Annotated in this window: 22 protein-coding genes; 13 read left to right on the top strand and 9 right to left on the bottom strand. The window is 35.4% G+C overall.

The genetic code is table 11. From position 1 onward, the window contains the following. Positions 1 to 201 precede the first annotated feature (201 nt). From ACY2RT_RS14010 to ACY2RT_RS13975, 8 genes are all read left to right on the top strand, one after another. Positions 202 to 1,011, top strand: a complete 810-nt coding sequence (locus tag ACY2RT_RS14010) for a lamin tail domain-containing protein (protein WP_490156550.1) — start codon at positions 202 to 204, stop codon at positions 1,009 to 1,011. A 33-nt stretch (positions 1,012 to 1,044) separates the two neighbouring features. Then, positions 1,045 to 4,008 (top strand): lamin tail domain-containing protein, encoded by a 2,964-nt coding sequence (locus tag ACY2RT_RS14005; RefSeq protein WP_490156549.1) that lies wholly within the window; start codon positions 1,045 to 1,047, stop codon positions 4,006 to 4,008. Positions 4,009 to 4,057: 49 nt separating this feature from the next. Beyond that, positions 4,058 to 6,019: a CotH kinase family protein gene (locus ACY2RT_RS14000; protein ID WP_490156548.1), complete on the top strand. Its 1,962-nt coding sequence runs from the start codon at positions 4,058 to 4,060 to the stop codon at positions 6,017 to 6,019. Between the two features lie 80 nt (positions 6,020 to 6,099). Continuing rightward, positions 6,100 to 6,813, top strand: coding sequence for a DUF4956 domain-containing protein (locus ACY2RT_RS13995; RefSeq protein ID WP_490156547.1), 714 nt, complete (start codon positions 6,100 to 6,102; stop codon positions 6,811 to 6,813). Then, positions 6,800 to 7,807, top strand: a complete 1,008-nt coding sequence (locus ACY2RT_RS13990) for an HlyD family secretion protein (protein ID WP_490156546.1) — start codon at positions 6,800 to 6,802, stop codon at positions 7,805 to 7,807. The genes ACY2RT_RS13995 and ACY2RT_RS13990 overlap by 14 nt, the downstream gene beginning before the upstream one ends. Before the next feature lie 15 nt (positions 7,808 to 7,822). Then, on the top strand, positions 7,823 to 9,100 hold the full coding sequence (locus ACY2RT_RS13985; protein ID WP_490156545.1) for a hypothetical protein: 1,278 nt from the start codon (positions 7,823 to 7,825) through the stop codon (positions 9,098 to 9,100). A gap of 168 nt (positions 9,101 to 9,268) precedes the next feature. Then, complete coding sequence (locus ACY2RT_RS13980) at positions 9,269 to 9,418, top strand: hypothetical protein (RefSeq protein ID WP_490156544.1); 150 nt, start codon at positions 9,269 to 9,271, stop codon at positions 9,416 to 9,418. Positions 9,419 to 9,681: 263 nt separating this feature from the next. Next, positions 9,682 to 10,701, top strand: coding sequence for a glycoside hydrolase family 113 (locus ACY2RT_RS13975; protein WP_490156543.1), 1,020 nt, complete (start codon positions 9,682 to 9,684; stop codon positions 10,699 to 10,701). A 2-nt stretch (positions 10,702 to 10,703) separates the two neighbouring features. Here ACY2RT_RS13975 and ACY2RT_RS13970 read toward each other — a convergent pair whose 3' ends face one another. Then, positions 10,704 to 11,408, bottom strand: coding sequence for a TIGR04283 family arsenosugar biosynthesis glycosyltransferase (locus ACY2RT_RS13970; protein ID WP_490156542.1), 705 nt, complete (start codon positions 11,406 to 11,408; stop codon positions 10,704 to 10,706). A gap of 70 nt (positions 11,409 to 11,478) precedes the next feature. Further along, a complete protein-coding gene (locus ACY2RT_RS13965; protein WP_490156541.1) occupies positions 11,479 to 12,282 on the bottom strand; it encodes a DUF547 domain-containing protein in 804 nt (267 codons plus the stop codon). 122 nt (positions 12,283 to 12,404) lie between these two features. Here ACY2RT_RS13965 and ACY2RT_RS13960 point away from each other — a divergent pair, with 122 nt between their 5' ends. Genes ACY2RT_RS13960 through ACY2RT_RS13945 form a run of 4 tightly spaced genes read left to right on the top strand, consistent with a single transcriptional unit; the run spans position 12,405 to position 15,308 of the window. Beyond that, the gene (locus ACY2RT_RS13960; RefSeq protein ID WP_490156540.1) at positions 12,405 to 12,947 is read left to right on the top strand and encodes an RNA polymerase sigma factor; all 543 of its coding nucleotides are present in this window, start codon (positions 12,405 to 12,407) and stop codon (positions 12,945 to 12,947) included. Continuing rightward, positions 12,944 to 13,726, top strand: a complete 783-nt coding sequence (locus ACY2RT_RS13955) for a zf-HC2 domain-containing protein (RefSeq protein ID WP_490156539.1) — start codon at positions 12,944 to 12,946, stop codon at positions 13,724 to 13,726. Before ACY2RT_RS13960 ends, ACY2RT_RS13955 begins: the two co-directional genes overlap by 4 nt. A 21-nt stretch (positions 13,727 to 13,747) precedes the next feature. Further along, positions 13,748 to 14,590 carry a DUF4097 family beta strand repeat-containing protein gene (locus ACY2RT_RS13950; RefSeq protein ID WP_490156538.1) on the top strand — a complete coding sequence of 281 codons (843 nt, stop codon included), beginning with the start codon at positions 13,748 to 13,750 and terminating at the stop codon, positions 14,588 to 14,590. A gap of 19 nt (positions 14,591 to 14,609) precedes the next feature. Beyond that, complete coding sequence (locus tag ACY2RT_RS13945) at positions 14,610 to 15,308, top strand: DUF4097 family beta strand repeat-containing protein (protein WP_490156537.1); 699 nt, start codon at positions 14,610 to 14,612, stop codon at positions 15,306 to 15,308. A 69-nt stretch (positions 15,309 to 15,377) separates the two neighbouring features. Here the strand turns inward: ACY2RT_RS13945 and arsM are convergent, their stop codons facing one another. The 7 genes from arsM to ACY2RT_RS13910 form a co-directional block, all read right to left on the bottom strand. Next, positions 15,378 to 16,346 carry an arsenosugar biosynthesis arsenite methyltransferase ArsM gene (arsM, locus tag ACY2RT_RS13940; protein ID WP_490156536.1) on the bottom strand — a complete coding sequence of 323 codons (969 nt, stop codon included), beginning with the start codon at positions 16,344 to 16,346 and terminating at the stop codon, positions 15,378 to 15,380. A gap of 7 nt (positions 16,347 to 16,353) precedes the next feature. Continuing rightward, a complete protein-coding gene (locus ACY2RT_RS13935; protein ID WP_490156535.1) occupies positions 16,354 to 17,166 on the bottom strand; it encodes a purine-nucleoside phosphorylase in 813 nt (270 codons plus the stop codon). Between the two features lie 12 nt (positions 17,167 to 17,178). Continuing rightward, entirely contained in the window at positions 17,179 to 17,799 is a 621-nt protein-coding gene (locus ACY2RT_RS13930; RefSeq protein WP_490156534.1) for a TIGR04282 family arsenosugar biosynthesis glycosyltransferase, read from the bottom strand. Continuing rightward, positions 17,792 to 18,292, bottom strand: coding sequence for a rhodanese-like domain-containing protein (locus tag ACY2RT_RS13925; RefSeq protein WP_490156533.1), 501 nt, complete (start codon positions 18,290 to 18,292; stop codon positions 17,792 to 17,794). Before ACY2RT_RS13925 ends, ACY2RT_RS13930 begins: the two co-directional genes overlap by 8 nt. Positions 18,293 to 18,313: 21 nt before the next feature. Further along, on the bottom strand, positions 18,314 to 19,381 hold the full coding sequence (gene arsS / locus ACY2RT_RS13920; RefSeq protein ID WP_490156532.1) for an arsenosugar biosynthesis radical SAM (seleno)protein ArsS: 1,068 nt from the start codon (positions 19,379 to 19,381) through the stop codon (positions 18,314 to 18,316). A 14-nt stretch (positions 19,382 to 19,395) separates the two neighbouring features. After that, a complete protein-coding gene (locus ACY2RT_RS13915; RefSeq protein ID WP_490156531.1) occupies positions 19,396 to 19,734 on the bottom strand; it encodes an arsenosugar biosynthesis-associated peroxidase-like protein in 339 nt (112 codons plus the stop codon). Between the two features lie 108 nt (positions 19,735 to 19,842). Continuing rightward, positions 19,843 to 20,595, bottom strand: a complete 753-nt coding sequence (locus ACY2RT_RS13910; RefSeq protein WP_490156530.1) for a DUF481 domain-containing protein — start codon at positions 20,593 to 20,595, stop codon at positions 19,843 to 19,845. A 184-nt stretch (positions 20,596 to 20,779) separates the two neighbouring features. Between ACY2RT_RS13910 and ACY2RT_RS13905 the strand changes: the two genes are divergently transcribed. Further along, entirely contained in the window at positions 20,780 to 22,627 is a 1,848-nt protein-coding gene (locus tag ACY2RT_RS13905; protein WP_490156529.1) for a hypothetical protein, read from the top strand. Positions 22,628 to 22,667 lie beyond the last annotated feature (40 nt).

The following is a 22,667-nucleotide window of genomic DNA, read 5'->3' as shown; positions in this document are numbered from 1 at the left end:
AAAAAACACTTGTTTTAAAGTTAACAAAGCGTTAGGCCAATGTTAGAACAATGTTATATTATTGTTAAATTTAGGGTAGGGTTTTTTGAAAGATAATTGTTATAATCACATAAGTGATTTGACGCCAATTCATTAGAGTTTAGATATATTTATCTTAGATTTACGTTTTTTCATATTAACTAAAACTTCAAAAATATCATTATGAAACATTTTTTACTTCTTCTTTGCTTCTGTTTGTCAGGTCTCACTATAAATGGACAAATTGTTATTAATGAAATTAATTATAAGGATGCAATAGGTTTTGAAACTAAAGATTGGATAGAACTTTATAATAATGGGGCGAATACTGTTGATATCTCTAACTGGGTTTTTAAAGATGACGATGACCTTCATGAATTTATAATCCCAAACGGTACTACCATGGCGGCAGGTACTTACTTAGTCTTGGTACAAACCTTAGCAGATTTTCAAGCACTATATCCCGGAGTATCCCCGGTTTTGGGAGACTTCACCTTTGGACTTAGTGGAGGAGGAGAATTGATACGTTTGTTCAATAATAATAATGTATTGGTAGATTCTGTAGAATATGATGATGAAGCACCATGGCCTACTGAACCGGATGGAAACGGGCCTACTTTAGAGCTTACCAATCCAAATTTAGACAATGCTTTAGCTTCCAGTTGGAAGGCTTCTATTTTACCTGATGGAGAACACGGAACTCCTGGAGATATTAATAGTACAGCTGTACTGGGTATAGATGATTTTAATGAAAGTGTTGTTTCTGTCTATCCTAATCCTATGGTTGCCAAGACGACTATAGCAGTCTCTAATAATACTTCTCCTTTAAGCTTAACTATTTACGATATGCTTGGAAGAGAAATTAAAATGATGAAAACTAACTCCAATACATTTATTCTTGAAAAAGAAAATTTGAATACGGGAGTATATATATTGAAAATAGCTACTGACAATGAATCTGTTTTACAGGTTCAAAGACTAATTGTCAAGTAGTAGTGATAAAAAACTAATTAAAATGCTAACAAAATGAAAAAATATTTCCTCCTTTTCGTACTCTCTTTGTTCTTAATACCTGTCTCCGGGCAAGTAATAATTAATGAATATTCTGTTGCCAATTTAACAGGGTATTTAGATAACTATGGAAAAACCGAAGACTGGATCGAGCTTCATAATACGGGCGGATCGAGCGTTGATTTGGCAGGATACCATTTAAGTGATAATCCTGCTAATCCCACAAAATGGGCAATTCCTACAGGGACTGTTATTCCTGCTAATGGGTATCTGGTATTCTGGTGTTCCGGACGAGATGAAGCTTCGGGAGGTAATTACCATACCAGCTTTAAACTGAAGCAAACAAAGAACGATCCGGAACATGTTATTTTTTCAGATACAAATGGTACCGTCATCAATGATTTTGAAATACAGAAGACACAATTAGAACACTCAATGGGGAGAAGCCCTAATGGTTCTTCTACATGGAAGGTTTTTACAAACCCTACCAGAGGGGTAGCCAACACAGGTACAAGTTATACCGCTTATGCGCAAGGGCCGGAGATGAGTATAGATGCAGGGTTTTATAGTGGTAATCAGAATTTAGTAATAACTACGGCCGAACCAAATTCTACGATACATTACACCATAAACGGAAACCTACCTACTAGTGGGTCTACACAATATACCGGAGCTTTGACCATTGCAAATACTCAGATCGTAAAAGCTATTGTACTATCTAATGCTCCTGACATTTTACCTAGTTTTATTACGTTTAACACGTATTTTATCAATGAAAACCATTCATTGCCGGTCTTATCTACTTCGGCAAGCCAACTAACAACTCTTCTTAATGGAAACCAGACTCTAAGGCCACATGGTACTATTGAGTATTTTGATGCCGATGGGGAGAGAAAAGATTTTGGTTATGGAGAATACAACAAACATGGACAGGATTCGTGGCAGTTCAATCAAAGAAGCTTTGATTATATAGCCAGAGATGAAATGGGATATCATGATGCCATCAATGAAAAATTATTGAGTTTATCCGAAAGAGAGGGATTTCAGAGAATAATTATAAGAGCTTCGGGGGATGATAACTATCCGGGTATAGACTCAAGTGCTCATACAAGAGATGTATTCATTCAAAAATTGGCCAATAAAAACAAATTGAATGTAGACATGCGTAGAGGTGAACGTTGTGTAGTTTATGCCAATGGCCAGTATTGGGGCGTCTATTCAATAAGAGAAAAAGTAAGTGATGCTGATTATACAAACTTCTACTATGATCAGGATAAATATAATGTACAATATTTAATGAATTGGGGCAATACATGGGCACAATATGGTGGACAGGCTGCATTTGATGACTGGGAAGCTATACATACTTTTGCTATTACCAATGACTTATCGATTGAGGCAAATTATCAACAGGTAGCAGATGAAATTGATGTTACCAGTCTGGTAGATTATATTTTGATAAACTCCTTTGTAGTTTGTACCGATTGGATTAACTGGAATACTTCCTGGTGGCGAGGTTTGGACCCGGCCGGAAGCCATTTAAAATGGGGGTATGTATTGTGGGATGAAGATGCTACATTCAATCATTATATAAACTATACTGGTGTTCCAAATGAAAACGCGGATGCAGAGCCTTGCTACCCTGAAGGGATAACAGCAGACCCTGAAGAACATATTGTATTATTGAATAAACTTTTGGAAAATGATGGGTTTAGACAATATTACGTAACAAGATATATGGATTTAATGAATACCGCTTTTCAAGAAAATGAAATGCTTAGTGTTTTGGAAGGAATAGAAAATTCTATTACGCCCGAGATGCCTCAGCATTTTAATCGTTGGGGAGGAAATATGAACGAGTGGCAGGGGAATGTCCAGAAAATTAAGGATTTCATAAGCGATAGAATTGATTATCTTCCTGATGGATTAAATAGCTGTTATACTTTAACCGGACCCTATGCTGTTACTCTGGAGGTTGAACCAGCCAATGCAGGTCAAATAAAATTTAATTCCATAACAATTGATTATGGGGATTACCCTTGGACCGGATCCTATCACGGTGGTATTGAAATGCTTGTGGAAGCAGTACAAAGTAACTCAAACTATATATTTGATCACTGGGAAATAGATAATCATGTTATTCCTGATCCAAATGCAATAGACATCTCTTTACTTCTTACGCAAAGTGATAATATAAAAGCAGTTTTCGCTGCAAGCGGAGGAACAGGGATTGTTATTAATGAAATAAATTATAAAGACTCAGCAGATTTTGAAGTAAAAGACTGGATAGAATTATACAATAATGGAAGTAATGCTGTAAATATTTCTAACTGGGTATTCAAGGATGACGACGACTTACACGAATTTGTGATTCCTAACGGAACAACAATGCAACCCGGTTCTTATCTGGTTTTAGCTCAGTCTTTAACAGATTTTCAGGTGCTTTTCCCGGCTGTGAGCCCTATCCTGGGAGATTTTACTTTCGGACTTAGTGGAGGTGGAGAATTAATTCGTTTGTTTGATGATAACGGGGTGCTTGTAGATTCTGTAGAATATGATGATGAAGCACCTTGGCCAACTGCTGCAGATGGGAACGGCCCAACCTTAGAGCTTATTGATCCGGGACTGGACAATGCTTTGGCTTCCAGTTGGAATGCATGTGCGGTAACGGGATCAGAACATGGTACACCGGGAGCTGCTAATAACGATTGTTCACTTGGGGTAAACGATTTTGATAATACCAGTATATCTGTGTTTCCAAATCCTATGAAAACAACAGCAACAATACTAATTTCCAACAATACCGCTCCTTTAAAGTTGGCAGTCTATGATCTACTGGGGAGAGAGATAGAAACGATGGAAACAGACTCAAATAAATTTGAACTGCAAAGAGGAAATCTTACTTCGGGATTATACATTATAAAAATCACTAACGACGAGGGAATTACTTTGCATGCTCAAAAGCTTATTGTCGAGTAGATTATTATTGAAGGAGGTTTTTGTTAACAATATTATTTAATACTATTTTATGAAACAATTCTTTTTATTGACTCTTTTGCTGATAGGTGTTCAAGTACAGGCACAGGGAGGTTATTCTTTATTTGATGACAGCTATCTACATGAAATAAAAATTACATCTACCGAAAATAATTTTTGGCAGATATTAGATAATGAATTTCAAGATTTTCTGAATAACGGTACAGAAATTCCATATCATTCCGTTACTGTTGAAGTAGATGGTAATATTATAGAAGATGTTGGAATACGCCAAAAGGGTTTTTCATCGAATTTTTTCACAAATACTACAAAGAAACCACTCAAAATTAATTTTGGAAAATTTGTTGATGAACAGGAATATGATGGAGTTCGGAAAATAAATCTTGCTAATGGCCAGGGTGACCCGGCTGTTATAAAAGATAAAATAGTCTATGATATGTTTAGGCAACATGGTATTCCTTCTCCCAGAGTTTCACATGTAAAAGTTTATATACAAAATGAATACTGGGGCATTTATGCTATCATTGAGCAAATAGATAAGAGATACTTAAAGCGAAATTTTGCAGATAATGATGGTAATTTATGGAAGAATAAAGGAAATTCGGATTTAAACTGGCTGGGTACTAACCCAAATAGTTATCCTTTTGAACTGCAAACTAATGAAGATGGCGATGATTGGACAAAATTTATAGAGTTTCTGGACTTTATCAATAATTCTACGAACACTGAATTTAAAGATGATATTGAAAGCATATTTGACCTTGATGAATACCTGAGGATATTAGCAATAGACCTTTTGACAAACAATTGGGACTCATATATCGAACACGGAAGAAATTGGTATTTATATCATGAACCCAAAACAGATAAGATACATTGGTTGCCCTGGGACTACAATTTTGCTTTTGACAGGCGACAAAATGGTTTTGGGGATTTTAGTATTATTTTGAATAATGCCAGTAAGGTATTGATTCACCGCATTTTTCAAGTACCGGAATTCAGGGTAAGGTATTTAAATTATATGTGTGAAATTATGGCTGTTAATTTTACTGAAGGTAGATTAAATCCAAAACTGGATGCACAACTGTATCTCATAGATGATGATTGGGAAACTGCGACTAACAATTTTTTCACTTTAAGTGATGTTCAAGCATCGATAAACGGGGATACCTGGAACGGACAGCCTATAAATAATGGGCCAGTTCAAGGGTTTAAAAAATTTATTGAAGATAGGACTCCTGTTATTGTTGGCGATATTGCTAACCAAAACCATACCTGCACTCCTTTGGATCTTCCCGTTGGTTTTCAGGATATTGTTATCAATGAATTTATGGCCAGTAATGCTCCGGGAAGTCAGTGGGTAGATCAGGATAACGAAAACGATGACTGGATCGAGTTGTATAATAATACGAACAACCCTATAAGCTTAAACAACTATTTCTTAAGTGACAGTGAAAGCTTTATCCATAAATGGGAATTTCCGGATGTCACTATTCCTGCCAATGGTTATTTGATTGTATGGGCAGACAAAGATCCACAGCAAGACGGCCTTCATACAAAATTCAATTTGGATAAGGATGGCGATGAAATTATTCTATCATATTTAGACGGTACTATAATAGACAGTGTGAGTTATACAGACGAACAAACCGAAAACCAAAGTTTATCCAGAGTACCAAATGGAACGGGGGATTTTGCAATTGTGAATGTTACTTTTAGCGCAGAAAATGCTACTGTACTAGGCATTGGTGAAAACTCTATTGCCGGGATAAGCATATATCCTAATCCTGCGAATACAAACTTAAAAATAGATTTTGCTGACAAAGTTGCATCAAATATTGTAATTAACGATATTTTGGGAAGAGAGATCTACAATCTCAAAAACACACAGTCTCAAGTAGATATCGATGTTTCAAAACTTAATTCAGGAATTTATCTTGTGAGGCTTATAAGTGAGAGCTATAACATTTCAAAAAAGATTATTGTTGAATAATAAGAGTTTGATTAGAGCTGTTTATTTCGACACTCTTAAGGTTTTAAACAATTTTGCTAATTAGGTATTAAATACACCATATGTTTGACTTTTCTACTTTTAACAATAACCTGGAGGGCTCCAGTGTTTTTAATGTTATTGTAATTGCACTACTGTCTTTTGGATTATCTTCTTTGATTGCACTAACTTACGATAAGACATCGAAAGGAATCGAAAGGCCCCGATACTTTATTCAATCTTTAATTTTAATCTCAATTCCTGTTGCTACTGTTATGCAGGCTATTGGAGATAGTTTGGCCCGAGGCCTTGGAATGCTGGGTGCATTGGCCATTATTAGGTTTAGAACTACTTTAAGAAACCCCAGGAATATGGTGTTCATGTTTACCTCTATTGCTGTGGGAATTGCCACAGGAGTGTATGGAATATCTATTTCGGTAGTGGGAACTGTGGGGTTTTGTTTAGTAGTAATACTAATACATTTTTCTCCCATCAATAAAAATAAAGGCATCATTAGTAATTTACAGTTTGAAATACCTAACAAGGAAGTCATAGGTACAGGTTTAAGAGATAAAATTGACTCGCTATTAAATGATCACTGCAAAGAGGTAGAGATGGTCAGATACAATGTTAATCATAAAAAAAGAGAAGAAGAGATACTAGAAGTTGTTGTTTTTGAATATAGAATTCATACAATAGACAGGAATAAAGCTACTACATTGGTAAATGCACTAACGAAACAATTAGGGTTATTAAATGTAAAATTGAATTTTAGAAACGATTATGAAAAAATTTAATCTTGTTTACGTAGCTGCATTTGCGGTCATTGTATTACTAGCTTTCTCTCTTGTTGTGAAAATAGATACTTCCGTGACATTTTACGGCTTTGCCGAAAATAAAGAAACAGAAATCAACATGGAAAACCCTATTGAAATTAAGAAGATCTATGTTACTACAGGTCAAAAGGTTAGGAAGGGAACCGTATTGTTAGATGTTTTATCAGCTAGTTTACCGGTAAAAATTAGTAATACTCAATACAGTATTGAAGAGTTACAAACCAAATACCAACTATGGAAGACAGATTTGGATTGGAGAATAAGTCAATATAATATCGAATTAAACGAAAAAACCACCAAGATCCAATCTCAAATAGATGAATATAATGCAGAAATAGAAAGAAATAAAAAACTGGCAGAAAATATACAGAGTATAACTACAGAAAATACTCAGCAAGGGGAAATTAAGAACCCGATATTTTTAAAAATAGAAGCCTTAAAAAAGGAATTGGCTTTTACAAGAAATATTATCACTACCGAGATCAATAATTTAAAAAGTGAGCGTTTTGCAAGTAACAATCCCCTTTTGTCAAGAATAAAGGGACTTGAGGGAGAGTTGGAATATTACCAGCAAAAAAAGGAGAAACAAACCATAATAGCTCCTACGGATGGTCTGATAGGTAATATTCATTGCAAAGAAGATGAAATAATATCCTCTTTTTCCACATTAATAACATTTTATGAAGAAAGCCCGACACTGGTTGTAGGTTATATTCATGAAGACCTACTGTTAAAAGTAAATATCAATGATACCATAGATATCTCTTCCAGCTCTCGTCCCGAGATTCAAAATATGGGGGTTGTAAAAACACTGGGGTCCCGAATTGTTGAAATACCTCCCAGGCTACGTAAAATAAAAGAACTTAAAACTTTTGGAAGAGAAATTATAATAGAGATCCCACCGGACAATCCATTTCTTCAAAAAGAAAAAGTGATCCTAAATTTAAAAAGTTAACTTTAAGGAAGTTTTATGCTAATACCACCTTCAAAACTGTTTAGCAATATAACACTCTCACTAACCTTATGGGCGATCACCTTTTTTGTGCCCTCACTTTATGCGCAAAATGTAATTACTACAACATCTTTTTTAAGTGCCGCTCAAGAATCTCGTCAGGTAGAATCAGATTCGGCAAATCTATCCTTTTTAGAAGATTATAATTATAGCCTGCCCTTACTAAGAGATATTCAATTAAGGACCGAAACAAGAGACTTCTTTTTAAACAGGCAAGAGTATACTTTGAGAGTTAAACCAAACAGTCTAAGCGCTATTTCTAATCAAAAAAGGGTATATCAAAATAAAATTGAAGAAGTTAAAATTGAAAATCAAATTAATTTTAATGGAGAATTAGAAAACAGGTATTTATTACTGGTTGATTATATTTTTATAGACAAACTAATTGAGTTGTATACTGAAAATCAACTTCAGTTAAAAGATAAATTGCATTTGTTAGGCCAAAAGATATACGATACAGACTTTGATGTAAAAGACTTGATCGATACTGAAGAATCTTTGTTTTCAGTTAATTCAAAACTAAATGACCTGAATGAAGAAAAGACCAATAAAAAATTGTTGCTTCAACTTTTTTTAAATCAAGGAGAAGACGAGTCTATAGAAGTTAATTCTAATGACCTCATTGAGCCGGAACAAGTTACCGAAGTATCAATTTCTTCATTAAAGACAGAAAATTTAGAAGTATCACTTCAGAAATTAAAATTAAGGACATTAGAGAGGGAAATGCGTCTTAGTACGGCAAGATCCAATCAAATATTTGATTATTTTCAAGCGAAGTATGGTGGGAGGAATACCGATATCTTTGAGGAAGAATTTTCACTAGGGCTAGGGATCAACTTGCCTTTCTTAGGAAATTCCAGAAAAAACAAAGGAGATTATTATTTCGAAAAACTAAGGAAAGAAAGTAAATTGAATGAAACATTAGATAAGATTAATGCCGACCAAAAATTAACCCAAAACGAATTTAAAAAGGCAGTAGCAAACTATCAAAGCCTTAAAAAACAGATAGATGAAAGTAGTATCGCTTCATTGCTGGAAACATATAAGGGGATGGAGGGAGTATCACCATTGTTATTGCTAAAGCTGAAAATATTACAACATAAGAAGAAGATCGAAGCATTAAGAGCGCAACAACAAATGTATCAGTCTTATATTAAAGCCTTAGCTCAGGCAGAAGTTTTGTTTCAAAAACCCTTATTGAATTACTTATCGACTACTCTTGAACCTATAGAGTAAATAGTGTTGAAATACCTCCCTGTTTTTTCAAAATTATTTTGACTTTACCGCCAGAAATATAGTCATGAACCTCCTTTAAATGATAAAATTTTCTTAATGTGAAATATATGTCTGTTCTGTAAGTTATTTTAATGTCCTTTCGACAGAGATTCTATTCAACCTAATAACATGAAAAGACTTTTTTTATTGATAATGTTACTACTTACTGCAAGTATAACAACTATCTTTTCACAAACTCCTCAAGCATTTTTTGATGAAGTGAATACATTAGCAGGAAAATATACTTCTAATGGAAAACTGCGATCACAATTACAATAACAAACCATCAAGACCGTAAATGATCCCTCTTTTATAAAGGTAAACGATGGAGATGTAAAAGACGGCCACACCAAAATTGATTTCCTCAACAAATACCGAAAACAAAAAATATCGATAAACGCAAAACTTTCATATTATGATTGGCATTTAAATAGTAAATAGTTAAGTCTTCCCGCCTGTGGTGTATTCCTCAAACACTTCAGGCCGTGGAAGCACAACATAGTATAATTTGTTGTATTTTTCCGTAGGAATAACAAACAGCAATGCATAAACTTCAACTTTCTTTATTACTTTTTTTTGTGATTGTTTTAAGCAATTGTGCTCAAATGAGCCCTGATGACCCAAAGATCAATGGGGTGAGTTTTGTGGCCTCTCCTCACGAAGTTCAACAAGAAAATGTAGTGCCGGTTTTAAACATACACGCAAATTACGCTTCCGTAATGCCCTTTGGATTTATAAGAAGTTTAGACAACCCTGAAATTGTTTTTAATATTGAACGCCAATGGTATGGAGAAACCAAAGATGGAGCACAACAGTATATTAATAAATTACATGAAAATAATATCAATGTAATGCTGAAGCCTCAAATATGGATATGGCGTGGAGAGTTTACGGGCTATTTAAAAATGAGTACCGAAAAAGACTGGAAAGCCCTTGAAGAGTCTTACAGAAATTTTATTCTTGAATTTGCGCAATTAGCAGAAGATATGAAAGTGTCCATATTTTGTATTGGGACAGAGTTGGAACAATTTATTACAAACCGCCCGGAATACTGGAAAGCGCTTATTGTCGAAATTAAAAATATCTATAAAGGAAAGCTAACCTATGCTGCCAATTGGGACGAATACAAACGTGTTCCTTTTTGGAAAGAACTTGATTATATAGGAGTAGATGCATATTTTCCTGTTTCTGAAAGTAAAACCCCTACAGTTGAAGAAATACGAAGCGGATGGTTAAAATGGAAGGAAGAACTGCAGTCGGTGGCGACAACACACAACAAGAGAATAGTATTTGCCGAGTACGGTTACCGAAGTGTTGATTTTGCAGGAAAAGAACCTTGGAGAAGTGACAGAAGTATGACAGAAGTTAACATTGAAGCCCAAACAAATTTAACCCGGGTTTTATTTGAAGAGGTTTGGAACCAAGAATGGTTTGCCGGAGGCTTTCTCTGGAAATGGTATATAGATCATGAAGAATCCGGAGGCCTTGATAATGCAAGATTTACACCACAAAACAAACCCGCAGAAGCGGTTATAAGAGAAAAATATAAAGCAAGTAAGTAATGCTATGCTTTAATGTTCCTGGAATAATATTCGTGAAGTTTTTCCGGAGAAACTCCCATCCATTTTTTTAAATGAATTATAGTAAAGTGGTATTGTAATTTCCAAGTACCAATTTGAGAATATTTACGGGAAGAAGTAATTACATAATTAGGAATAATTGTGAAATTGACGGTGTCATATAACCGATTTATAAATTCACAATCTTCATAAATTATATATCTCTCGTTAAAGCCGTTTAATTTTTCGAACACATCTTTTTTTACAAATAGAGATTGATCACCTCCCCGGCAAAATTTAAAATTAAATTGGGTAAACCATTGTGAAAATTTTAAAAGAGGGTGATTGCTGTCAAATTTCATCCGAAAACAGCCGGAAACATTTCCTTTTTCTACTTCGTTGAGAATTGAAGTGTCAAAGCCTTTAGGAGGAAAAGAATCTGCATGCAAAAAATAAAGAACACTTCCTGTAGCATTACGAACACCATTATTCATTTGTTTGGACCTTCCTTTTTCTGAAGAAATCAGTTGAATTTTCAATCTGGAATTTTCAGAAAAATCAACAACCATATCCTGAGTGCCATCTGTACTGCCACCATCTACCAACAGTATTTCGGAAATATTTTTTAATGAACAGTTTACAGAAAGACAAGACAACAAACTTTCAATAGTTTCGGCTTCATTGAATACAGGGATTATGATGCTGATCATTAGATAAACTTACAAAATAAAACCCTCACAGGATTCTAATACTTTTGAGGTTAGATAACATATCTGAGTATTATTTTTGTTCGTTGAGGTTCCAATCATACTCTAAATAGTCCAGAGTAGCATCCGAAGCTATTTTCGTTTTACTGTATTGATTAACATATTTGATCACATCTTGTTTGCCATCAACTAAATAATCCTTTTTGTACCAATCAAAAATAGAAGACAATTTTGGAGTTTTTGCAGAGATATCATTTTTATCACTATTGATAAAATCATATGTAACCTTATCCAATTGTTCATTGATTTTAGTGGCAGTAAAAGCTTCGTTGAATAATTTTGGGCAGGAGAAAGACGCACAGTTGATGGCAAAGTGGATACGTGGCTCACCCATTTTCCTCAGGATACCGTTTTCAATACCCCCCAATGAAAGTTTGTTACCTCCAATAGGGACAATTCCTTTGGTCCAGGCACCATTAATATCTTTAATACTTTTTAAAGGATAATGGTCCAAAATTAGATCAACCGTATACGCGTTATAAGTGTTTATGTAATATGCCAATAACTCCTGGACACTCCAATTGTCTGTTGGTTTTTGGCTTGACAGATGTAACAAATACCGGTTTAATGCTTCACGATCTTTTAGAAATCCTTTATAATTGACCAAACCTTCCTCATCTACATACTTTTTTAATAGTTGGTCCCATTGCGAATGATCTACATTTACAGTAGAATTTGTTGTAGTTGAAACAAGATTGCCCTTCACCTCTTTGATAGGCTGTCCCTGACTTGTTAAACCTGCTGCAGAAAACAGGCTGCAACTTTGCAATACAAAAGCAATCATTAAAAAGCTAAAAAACGGTATAATCGATCTCATTAATTCTATACTATTGATGCTTTGTCGAATACTATTTTCATTAATTTCATAACATGAACAAATAAAATGTAACCTTTTTGCTTTACAAAGGTCTACAATAACAGAAAATAACCATAGCAACATTGGAAAAACCAACCGACGAAGCATTAATGCAGGAAGTCTCTGAAGGAAACTTAGATTCTATGACCATCCTTTTTGAAAGATACCATCAATGGATCTATAATTTTTTCTTTCAAATGATACAGAACCAGTCTGTTTGTGAAGATCTGATACAAAATACCTTTTACAAGGCGATCCGTTACAGAAATTCATACAAAGGTGGGAAGTTTGCTTCCTGGATCTTTCAGATTGCCAGAAATACGGGTTCAGATTATTATAAGCAATTAAAGAAAGAAAGGCTTCATAGTGATGTGGGTTTGGAAAAGGTTACAGAAATAAGTGAAGCAGCTGATGAAGACAACAACGAAGACATACAAAGGTTAAAACATGTACTGAAGAAATTACCTGTTAAAGACCGGGAATTATTAGTGATGAGTAGGTTTCAGGGCATGAAATACAAACAAATTGCCGAAGTTATTGGAAGTACTGAAATAGCGGTAAAGACAAAAACACATCGTGCAATTAAAAAATTAAAATCACTCTATTTTGAATCTATTGAAATATGAATTGTAAAGAAACAGAAACTAAGACCATAGATTATCTGGATGGTAATCTATCAAAAGAAGAAGCACAGCAATTTGAGTTCCATATTGCCTCATGCGATAGTTGCACAAAGGCCTTAAATGAAACTAAAACACTTCTTACAACTATCTCCGGTGTTGAGTTGGAAAAGCCCAAGGAACATGTACGTTTGGCTTTTACTGAAATGCTGGAAAAAGAAAAACAAAAATTGTCAAAAGCAAATGATACAAAAGTGATCCCTCTTTCCTGGAAAACAGCATTTCAAATTGCAGCTTCATTATTATTATTGTTAACGGGTTACATAGCAGGAGATTACCTTTCCAGCAGTAAGTCCAATTCTCAAATAGTGATGCTTCAGAAGCAATCCGATGAACTAAAAACGGAAATGACATTGGCTCTTATGGACAACCGTTCTGTAAGCAAAAGGATACAGGCGGTCAACTATTCGGAAGAAATGGCACAACCGGACACTAAAATACTGGAGGCTATTATAGAACGTATGCAATATGATGTGAATGTAAATGTTCGCTTGTCTGCTGCAGAAGCTTTGTCCCGATTTTCAGAAAACAACCTTGTAAGGGAAGCCTTTATAAATGCATTGAGCAATGAAAAAAATCCTGATATCCAGATTGCACTGATCCAGTTTTTGGTGCAGGCGCAGGATAAAAGGGCATTAGCACCTATGCAACAACTATTAGAAGAACCCGAAGTCCCGCTTTTTGTAAAAAGACAACTGGATGAAGGAGTAAAACAACTATTGTAAATCAATCAAACATCATAAACTATGAAACGAACAACAATTATTTTACTGATTCTTTTGTGCAACATAACAATCGTTTTTGCACAGGAATCATACAAAGAATCCTTAAACGGAATCAAAAAGATTCAATTTGACACAGATACCTCAGTCTATGTAAAGACCGGAACCACCAATGAACTGATCATTGACCCAAAATGTGATAATTGCGGCCATTGTGACAATTGTGACAAAGATCATGAGTATCACGATGAGCACAATTTTTCGGATGACGATAAAAAAGACAAAAAGGATCGTGCAAAAGGGCTAAAAGCCATCTATGCAGCCGGAGAGGACAATACCGGCTTTGGTTTACAAATAGAGCGTGATGGGGACCTGTTGCGTGTTAAGGACCTGAAATCGTTTATACAACGTCATGGATTTACTTTAACCATACCTGCCGGCATGGATTTGAGTTTGGACTGTGGTAATTTAGGTAGTGCTAAGATCACCGGACTTTCTTCAGAGATCGAAGTAAATACCAATGTGGGTAATATCACGCTTAAAGATGTCACAGGACCAGTTACGGTACATACCAGTACAGGTGATGTTGATGTGGTATTCGCTTCGGTAAATCAAAGCGCCCCTATTTCCATCAGTTCTTCGGTAGGAGCCATTGATGTTAGTCTTCCGGCCAATACAAAAGCAAATGTAGAACTTAAATCTACGATGGGTTCCGTATATAGCAATTTTGACCTGGAAGCTCCAAGAGAAGACGGTTTAAAAGTAGTTGGTGCCAATCGTAAAATAAAAGGCAAGCTGAACAATGGAGGAGTTAATATCTCTCTTAAAGCTTCCACAGGAAATATCTACCTCAGAAAAAAACAATAACATTTTAAAAACAACAACCATGAAAAATATATTCACAATCCTTATTCTAATCTTTGCAAGTATTAGCATATACGCACAGCGGAATGTAGAAAAATCTGAGAATGTTGCTGCAAATGATAGAATTGCACTGGATTTTAAATTTGCCGATGAAATCAAAGTACTTCAATGGGATAAAAAAGAAGTTTCCGTAAAAGCGACAGTTCTAATTGATGATGGGGAAGGAAATGAAGCTTACAGCTTAAAAACAGAAAGAATAGGTGGTGAAGTGAAAATCTCTTCAGACTTTGGAGATTACTTCAAGAAAAAGCATAAAAACAAAAATTGGAATGATTGTAATACTACTACAGATATTGACTATGTAGTGTATGTTCCCAAGAAATCCGAACTTAAAGTAAAAAGTATCTCCGGCGATCTTTTTTTAGATTCATTTTCGGGTTCTTTGGTAACAGATCTTATATCGGGCGATGTTGAGATTAAAAAGTATTCGGGAGAGCTTCGCCTTAAAACCATTAGCGGGGATCTGGACATTACAATGAACAAAGCTAAGATTGATGCCAAAACCCTTACGGGGACCATTTATTCAGACCTGGATATCAGCACAGATGGCTCTAAGAAGAGATCTTCAGGGAGCAACAGGGTAAAAGGTACCGTTAACAATGGCAGTGATTGGGTTGAACTGGAAACTATTTCAGGAAATATTTATATGAGGAAGGGATAAAAACTGAATATACCAACCATTAAAGGCGGCTTTTCATCTTACTGATGAAAGTCGCTTTTTTTTTTCAGATCAACAACAGCCTCCTCCATCATAATGGAAAGTGGATTCACTAATATAAATATCATCTCTTCCCAGATCTTGTAAGGCTCCAGCTGTTTTATCACAAATAGCGATAGGTTGATTTTTCAATAAGATATGTCCTTTTTTATCGTCCAGATATTCTTCCTCGCCATAGTAAATTGCAGCTTTTCCGGTAAAAACACAAGGGCCGTCTTCCGGCATAGGGTCTTTAATAGCAGCTACTTCAATAGATTCGATGAAGATCAATTTATCTGTCGGGTAGTTTTTTGGATCGAGGATGCGATAGGGCTTACGTGCCCTGATCTCTATGGTGCCAAAACCAACATCGGTCAATGCCTTTACATATTCGGAAATAGGTAAACTACCACTTAGGCATAAGGCACGAAGGCGAGCATCATTTCTAAGAGTATCATTCATAGGTTGTTCACAGGTAGGGTCACTCATTACTAAACGTCCGTGAGGTTTCAGGACCCGGTACATTTCTTCAATGGCTTGTTTTAACTCTTCAGCTTTAAAGATATTGAACAGGCAATTTTGAGCTGCTACGTCAATAGAATTATCTTCTACGGGAAGTTGCATGGCACTCCCTTTTTTCAGCTCCACAAATTCACTCTTAAACCAGGGATTTAATTCTTCGGCCTTTTTGAAGTTCTTTCGGGAAGCTTCCAGCATTTCATCTACTACATCCACACCAATAACTCCTCCTTTCTGGCGGTTAAAATATGCGAATTGCAATAATTCCATTCCACCTCCTACGCCTACATACAACGTACGCGGATTATTAATGAGATCACGGGCGTGTACGGTACTTCCGCAGCCGTAATTCATCTCCTGCATGATCTTTGGAATCTTTAAACCGGGCAGCTCCCATATAGGGTTTGTAGTACAACAAAGGCCCACATCCGGGTTGAGTGCTGCTTCTTTATAAACGTCATGTGTAGTATCTAAATAGCTCATAGTCCAATTATATCTGTTTAACCAATTCAGTAAAAAGAGTTATCATTTGTGGTTCTGCCTTACCTGCCATAGCTATGATCTCGGCAATATCTAACGGTTCCAAATGATCCGGATCACATTCGTCGGTTAAAACCGATAAAGCTGACACGGCCAGCCCCAAATGATTTGCAACAATAACTTCGGGTACGGTACTCATTCCTACGGCATCGGCTCCTATGATCTTTAAATAACGATATTCGGCACGGGTTTCCAATTGAGGCCCTACAACACTTGCATATACACCTTTATGTAAGTTGATGTTATTCTCTTTTGCAATTTTTTCAAGTTTTTGATTCATTTCGGGATCGTAGGGGGCACTCATATCTACAAATCGCTCTCCCATTTTTTCAACACCTTTAAAAGCTAGTGGAGAATCTCCCTGCAGATTGATATGGTCGTCGATCAACATGATCTCCCCTTTTTTGAAATTTAAATTAATAGCACCACTGGCATTACTAACCAATAATCTTTTGATACCCAATTGATGCATCACCCGTACTGGAAATGTAATATCATATAACGAATAACCTTCGTATAAATGAAAACGTCCCTGCATGACGATTACCTTCTTTCCGGCAAGGGTTCCGTAAATTAATTTTCCTTTGTGAAACTCTACTGTAGCGGTTGGAAAGTTAGGAATGTGATTATAACTCACTTCACTTTCTATCGTTACTTTTTCTAAGATCTGTCCTAGTCCGGTGCCAAGTATAATCCCGATTTCCGGAGATTCAAATCCTTTTTGCTGTAAATATTCTGCTGTTTGCTCTATATATCTGTTCATAAATTCAAACTGCTATGCTGTTTTTTTCTTTGTTTTTAAAAACGGCTGAAACGCCTCAATATCTTTAATATCTTCGTACAAATCTACATCGTTTTTAAGAGGTAGCCTATATACCTGTTCGCTTTTTAGATCCTCTAAAGTCTCCTCCAGAACAGTTTTGGTTCCCCATTTTTTATTACTGAAAAGTTCCGGTTTTAATTGCTTCATTCCCAGTAAGTAGTACCCGCCGTCTTTTGCCGGTCCAATAACAAAATCATTAGTCTCTAATTCCGAAAAAGCTTTTTCCAGATCCGTTTGATCCAGGTCGAGCATATCACTGCCAATGATGATAATGTTCCGGTAACCCGCTTTAAAGCCCTGCTGAAAAGCATATAACATTCTGGCACCCAGATCATTGCCATATTGTTGTTTTTTGTCGAAGATCGTTTTGTTCCATAAGTCATTCTCTCTCACCTTCACAGAGTAATGTACCTGCTTTTCAACCGCCAGTCTTTTAGTGATCGCAACTGTATGTTCCAATAAAAAAGTATAAATATTCAGTGCCGAAGCATCTCCTACAGTAGCAGCCAGACGGGTCTTTACTTTTCCTAACTCCGGATTTCGTGTGAATATAATTAGTAAGTCTTTATTCATATACTTTAATTCCACTGGTTAACCATTTTCCCCACAGTCTTGACAGCACATGTACTTTTTCAGTTTTATTTCCTGTGGCGTCAATTACCGGATATCCTTTGTTCTTCCATTTAAAGATACCTCCATAGAGATTCTTAATATTTGTAAAACCTGCTTTTTTCAGTTTTTCTCCAATATTTTCAGAACGAACTCCTAAAGAACAGTATACAACAATTGGAGTATTCTTATTGGTGATCTCTTCCGAAATTTTTTCCGAAGAGAATTCGGAGACACCTATATATTTTGCCTGATCGATATGACTAACATTGTATTCTTTTCTTTCGCGGGCATCCAGAATAAGCACCGTATCATTTGTCTGAAGCCTGCGCAATTCATCTACCGAAATATATGGTATACTATGGGAATTGAAGGTTTTTAACAGGTTGTTAATGGATTCCTGAGCCGTAAGCGGAAGTGCAAGTAAAAAAATAAATATGTAGAGTAGCTCTTTCATACAATAAGATCTCCGAAGGATTTATTCTGCTACCGCTCCCTGACAACTGCTTCCTGCTCCTGCGGTACAGCCATAACAATGTTGGGAGATAACTATATTTCTGTTAGTAAGAATCTCTTCGTTGTAGTCTTTTATGTGTTTTACCTTACTAGCAACCTTTAGGCCTAGCATCTGATTGAAATCACAGTCGTACAGGTAACCATCCCAACTTATGGAAATAGTATTGGTACACATTACATTGGCAACGGCAGCAGGGTTATATGCATCCACTAATTGATACATATAATCCTCGTAATTATCTGAAGCGATCAGGTAGTCCAAAAACCGTGAAATAGGGAGGTTCGTAATAGCGAACAAATTGTGAAACCGAATCCCAAAGTCTTCCAGTAATGCTTTTTTAAAATCCTTTTCAAGGCTTGCCTGATTGCCCGGCAAAAAGGCTCCTGTTGGGTTATATACCAGATCCAGACGCAGTCCACTGTCCGGCATTCCATAGCCAATCGCATTTAGATCTTGCAAAGCTTTGATAGACTTATCAAAAACACCGTCTCCACGTTGTTTGTCTGTTTTGCCACGTGTCCAGTGTGGCATAGAGCTTACTACATGTACGTTATGATCTTTAAAGAATTGAGGAAGGTCGTAGTATTTTTTATTTGCCCGGATAATGGTAAGATTGCTTCGCACGATAAAGTCCTGAATTCCGGCTTTACTGGCTTCATCAACAAACCATCGGAAGTTAGGATTCATTTCCGGTGCACCTCCGGTCAGGTCTAAAGTATGAGCTCCCGTATTTCGGATCACTTCCAGACATTGCTTCATGGTCTCCTTTGTCATGATCTCCTTACGGTCTGGCCCGGCATCTACGTGACAGTGTTCACACACCTGGTTACACATATAGCCTACATTGATCTGAAGGATCTCCAGTTTTTTAGGACGTAATGGAAACTGCCCGGTTTCCTGTATCTTTTTTGCAAAAGTGGGTAGTTCTTCTCCCTGGAAAATACCATTAGATAATATTTCCAGTTGCCTGTTCGCTTCGGCGAGTTCACTTTCGCGTTTATGTAGTGATTGGGTCTTTAATTTCGACATAAAATGGGGTTGACCTATCCGTCAAGTTTATTTACTTTATTCATCATCATAACACCATGTACCAAAGTAGCACCACTTCTTATAGCGGCACCTACATGTACGGCCTCCATCATTTCTTCCTTGGTGATACCGCGTTGCAAACCGTCTTTGGTGTAGGCATCTATACAATAAGGGCATTGCTCTGTATGGGCTACTGCCAGTGCGATCAACGATTTTTCTCTTGCAGTTAATGCGCCTTCTTCAAAAACCTTTCCGTAGTAGTCAAAGAACTTAGTGCCCAGTTCTTCACTCCATTCGGTGATATTTCCAAATTTGCGTAGGTCTGCAGGATCGTAATAGTTATTTACCGCCATAATTGTATGTGTTATAAGTGCGAAATATTGTTAAACCGGATTTAGTATTTCGTAAATATAAACAAGTAGTCTTACTAAAGAAAAAAACTTACAGAAGTTTTAAAATTATTAGTCGAATGAATAGGCTACCCCGGTCGTGAAGTTATATTGAGAGTTTGGAATTCCTACCGCCGGAAAAGCATCATAGATAAATGTATAAGACGTTTTAAAGGCAAAATTTTTAAAGAGATCGATCAATAATGATGACTGATTTGATATTCTATAATCACTAAACTGGGAGAATTTGGGCTGGTAATAGGTAGTGCTTATAATGCTTATGGTCTCGGTAGGATAGAGGCTAAAGGATAGGTAGGTACTGCCTCTAACGTCTCTTTGAATTGGGGTGACCCCGTCTGCGATCTCTTCGTGTTCGTACATCACTAGTGTTCCCAGGTAAAATTTATAGTTTTCGGAAGAGGTAAGTTTAAAACGCGGCCCCGTTCCTAACAGTCCCCGAAAGTCGATCAGAGATATTTTATTGTATTGTCCCTGCGTAAATACTTCCCAGGCGATACGGGGGTGAAAGCGATAGTTGTAACGCAGGTGGGAGATACCGCTGTTTTCAAATTTGTCCCCTTCTATTTTCTGAAAAGCAATATCGTTCTTGAATAACACTAAATGTTTGTTCATTTTATATTGCAGGTGAATATGATTGGAGATGGTAAGAAAGTCTTTAGTGTTACGTTTTAATGCAAAATTTAAACTTACAGAACCGGACCAGCCGGAGGTATCGGTTACTTTCCGGAGGGATTCGGCATTAAGGATCTGTGCAGTGGAGGAGAGGGAAAAGCATAAAATAAGGACAAGTATTATATATCTCATGATTTTGGTTAGTTGGTAGGATAAAAATAGGGAAAAGAGGGAAATATTAAAAGTATGTGGGAGAGCTATAATTCTCAATATTTGCATATATTTATGACTGAATACAATTCGACTTTAATAAAATACTCTCCCCATTATTAAAGTTGCAACTATTATCTTATTATTTTAAATATAGACTTTGCTTATGAAGTTAGTTTCGATTTTGGAGAAATTAGGCTCTTTAGAGAAGAATTCTTTTATTAAAATTATAGACAATATAATTCATGAGGAACCGGAGAACAAGAAGCAAATAAACTCACTTTTAAATCTTGGAGATACTGAATTAAAGAAAGCGGATAGTGAAGTAGTATCACAAATTTTTGATTTAGTTAAGAATGAGTTCAGAGGTAAAATTGAATTTGAGTTTTCTGATGCAATGAATCAATTAGATGTCATAATTGATATTTTGATAAAAGATGGAAATTGTATAATGAAAACTGACTGGCTTTCAAGGCTATATGATGAAGAAATCAAAAAAATAAAGAAGAAAGTATCTGAATTTAACAAAGGGCTACAAAAACATACTTTTGATTTTAATCGAGAAAGAGATTATTTAATATACAAACAATGCCTTGAGACAGCATACCATAATGATATTATAAGCAATAGAGAGTCTAAAATTACGGAAGATGAATTAAGTATTTTGCAAACTTTGTCAAATTCGTTAAATCTATCCCAAGAAGAAATAAAACTCATTAATTATACAATATTGCCTCTTAAAAAATTAGGACTCCTTGATATAATTGAATACTTGAAAAATATAGGCGTGATTTTTTATTCTAAGAAGATCAATACAATTTTTGTTGCTGATGAGATGGTAAGACTTCTTAGGAAAGTTAGAAATAAAGAAGTTGCTGATAAGTATTATAGACGTGTGTTAAGATTAATAAGAGAGCCATTATTAAATGTTGCTTGTAGGAAACATAATATAAATTGGAAACAAAGTTTTTCTGAAAAAATTAATTCGATAATTAATGAAGGTATACGTATTCGATCGATTCTTTCAGAAGACATATTTAAGAATGATGTTAGTCTTACTGATCGAAAGCTATATTTAAATGAAATATGTGATAAAGGGTTAAATATAACACCACGATTAAAGGGGAGTACTTTAGATGAAAAAATTGATAGTCTAGTTAGGTATTTTGAGGAAGTAGAAGAAGATGAAAAAGTTGGGATTTCAAAAGAGGGCTATGAAAAGTTAATTATTGATTTAAAAAAGACTTTTCCAAAATTGAATTCTTTATTAAAAAAAGAATTTCAACTTCAAGAGGAAAATGTTTGTATTTCAGATTATCTACTAGATTATAATATAAAACCAAGAGATGTTTTAGAACTATTGAAAGAGAATGAAGTTCAAAAGTTTTGCAAAGATTTCAAAGTATCTACACGAGGTGATGAGATATTAAATATTCTTGATTCTTATAAAGACTTAGACAATTTATTAATTGAAAATTATTCAAATCTAGCTTTTAGAGATTTTAATGCTTTAAAAGAAAATGGAATTGAAATTAGTGAACCTATAATTGGATTGAAGTTTGAAGAAGTCACAAAAGAAATTTTTAAAGAGTTAGGGTTCCTAATAGATGAAGAACTAAAAGCGTCTCTAAATACTAAAAGAGATAAAGTTGATATTATCCTAAATTTAGGAAATTCAGAACTCATATTAGTAGAGTGTAAGACTAAAAAAGATAAAGGGTATAATAATTTTAGTCAAGTATCACGGCAATTACAATCTTATTATAAGTTGATTAATAGAAATAACTATTCCGTTGTAAAATCACTATTGATAGGGCCAGAGTTTACAGACGATTTTATTAGTGAGTGCGAGTTGGAATATGATCTTAACCTTTCTTTAATTGGAGCTGACACACTCTATCAAATTTTGTTAGGCTTCAGAGAGAATAGCAAACATGATATATTCCCTCATAAATTATTATTTAGAGATGTTGTTATCAGCGAAGAAAGAATTTTAAAAGCAATTAAACGATAGATTATTCTATATAGCTTTATTTAAAAAATAATTAGCTTCT

The organism is Ulvibacter sp. 2210JD10-4 (genome assembly GCF_058148525.1).
This window is presented reverse-complemented; position numbering and strand designations above follow the sequence as displayed.